Origin of the sequence: Bartonella sp. DB5-6, assembly GCF_000278115.1 — a bacterium.
Taxonomy (GTDB): Bacteria; Pseudomonadota; Alphaproteobacteria; order Rhizobiales; family Rhizobiaceae; genus Bartonella; species Bartonella refiksaydamii.
Window position 1 is genome coordinate 224,430 of the sequence record NZ_JH725117.1, and the last position, 2,334, is coordinate 226,763.

Genomic DNA, 2,334 nt, shown 5'->3' on the forward strand with positions numbered 1-2,334 from the left:
TAAACCAGTAAAAGCCGAAAAACTTAACAGTTATTATGAAGAAAGCCGTGGTTTGGAACGTGAACTTATTAGCGAATTTATGAAGTTAGGGGTATAATTGTCAACCTTTCTGCAATATGTTAAAAGGAAAAGATATGAGAAAGCTGATTATTACAGTAGTAATAAGTGTGATTCTTGGGATGTCAAGTTCAGCACAAGCTTCAGATGAAATACCTTCAGACGACGATTTGGACGAAGGTCTAATAAATGAAGTGCTAGAAAAAATGGGAGGTAGTCTAGGTCCGCTAGGCAGCGGATACTTTTCGAAGAAACAAGAAGAAACAATAGTAGACACAGAGAAGAAACCTACAGATTTTAAAAATATTGTGTTTAATTTTGATATAGTAGAAGGAAAACATGACCCACAAAATGATGGTACTATTTCCTCAAGTTCTGATAGTGAGTTGCTGCAAAAACAAACTAGAGTCATAGAACGAATATATAATTCTATAACCGGTAATCGAACAATAACCGCTAGAAAAAGATCACGTGATGGAGGATTCTATTTCCTAAATCCGCACCTTATCTATAATGTTGACGAGCAAACAAGTCTTCCTAAAAAAATTCCCGAACTCTTCCGAAAAACAATCCAAAAAGAAAGCTATATGCGCAATTTTTCTATCGATGAGGCGCGTGAAGCTATTGATGAACGAAATCAATATGCCGCAATTATTGATAGAGCCGTGAGTATGCAGATTTTTGAAGCAATAGAAAATCGTTTTCACTATCTTAGTAAGATCTTAATACAACTTGACAAAATGCAAGATCTAAAGGCCATAACAGAATTGCAGACACGTATAAAAGGTGCGATAGCCTTACTACAGAATGAAACGATAAAACTACAAATGATTGCGTATTCACGCAACATTGAACAAGCACTCATTCACCGATTACAACGTAAACGCAATGTGCAAATTCTTAACAGTAGAAATAGCGGAATGCCTACTATAAGACATATGAGATGATATTTTTTATAAACGACTTATCTCAGCGATCAGTTATTTTTACCTCTGCTCTTAGGAGAAATCAACTACATAGTATCGGGTATACTCTCAATATTCTAAAGAAACACACAAAGATTTAATCCACCCCAATCCCAATAAAATGCCGATCTTGATTATGTAAATGTAAATGTAACATACACCATATCTCAAGGTAATGGAAAACTAGAAATTCGCTAAAGAGGAATGCTATGAACTTCATAATGTTCACGCAACTTTTCAATCACATTGATAATGCAACAAAAACATATGTCACAGAAATTTCCTCAAAAGCAATTATCACGATTACTCCTTTCGTATCAATCGGTCTCACCATCGCTTTTATCATATATGGATGGCTCGTCATGCGTGGTGCGATAGATATGCCAGTCTCTGAATTCTTAAGCCGTTGCTTGCGAATAAGCATTATTACTTCAATTGCACTAACTACAGGACTTTATCAGCCAGAGATTGCAAATTTTATAATAGAAATGCCTCATGACTTGTCAAAGGCACTCATAAACAATACACCAGATAACAACAACTTAATCAATTTGATTGACAAAGTCGCTGGAAGAGGCTTCGAACGTGCAAGCGAAGCTTTCGAAGAAGCTGCTTTCTTGAATGCTGATGGACTGCTGTACGGTCTCTTCGGTATCCTTATCTTGCTTGCAACAAGCTTCCTAGCTGCAATCGGCGGTGCATTCATTTTAATAGCAAAAATAGCACTTGTATTACTCGTAGGCCTCGGACCACTCTTTATCATCACCTTGCTCTGGCAACCAACCTATCGCTTTTTTGAGCAATGGATTGCCCAAATCTTAAGCTACACAATTCTCATCGTGCTTCTAGCTACCGTATTTAGTCTCATGATGAATATCTTTGCAAATTATATGTCCGATCTGAAATTCGATGGACGACAGAATGTAGGCCATGCGCTTGGTGGTGCTCTCATCTTATCCATTATTTCCATCATATTGTTGTTCAAACTATCAAGCATTGCCAGTGCTTTGGCAAAAGGCGTTACATTTGGACATCTTTGGAGATTAAATGCCACAGGAAGCATTGCTTCACGTAACAGCCGCACAACCAGATAACCTGTTAGCGTAGGAGATGATATCAGCGCTGTAAAGGATCGCTTCCGTAAACAAAAATGAAATTAAGAAAATAACAACAATAACAAGCCACATATTTTCTATTCAAAATTGAAATAATGATAATAATATGTTAGATCAATATTTACAGTAGAGAAAGAGGAGTGTTATAATGAAACAAATCATTATTGCAATTCTGATTACAAGTCTTTTATCGGCTT

General features: G+C 36.5%; 2 protein-coding genes and 1 pseudogene. All 3 read left to right on the forward strand.

Features of this window, described 5'->3' with window-relative positions; all coding sequences use genetic code 11:
* Positions 1–85 (forward strand): annotated as a pseudogene (locus tag MCO_RS10565) (TrwG protein); the annotation flags it as partial.
* Positions 86–134: 49 nt separating this feature from the next.
* Positions 135–1,004, forward strand: a complete 870-nt coding sequence (locus MCO_RS04840) for a type IV secretion system protein (protein ID WP_007552970.1) — start codon at positions 135–137, stop codon at positions 1,002–1,004.
* A gap of 227 nt (positions 1,005–1,231) precedes the next feature.
* On the forward strand, positions 1,232–2,116 hold the full coding sequence (locus MCO_RS04845) for a type IV secretion system protein (RefSeq protein ID WP_007552971.1): 885 nt from the start codon (positions 1,232–1,234) through the stop codon (positions 2,114–2,116).
* Positions 2,117–2,334: the final 218 nt, after the last annotated feature.

Excerpts from the sequence above, each read along its gene's own strand:
- MCO_RS04840 (WP_007552970.1), top strand. The coding sequence starts at position 135 with ATGAGAAAGCTGATTATTACAGTAGTAATAAGTGTGATTCTTGGGATG.
- MCO_RS04845 (WP_007552971.1), top strand. The coding sequence starts at position 1,232 with ATGAACTTCATAATGTTCACGCAACTTTTCAATCACATTGATAATGCA.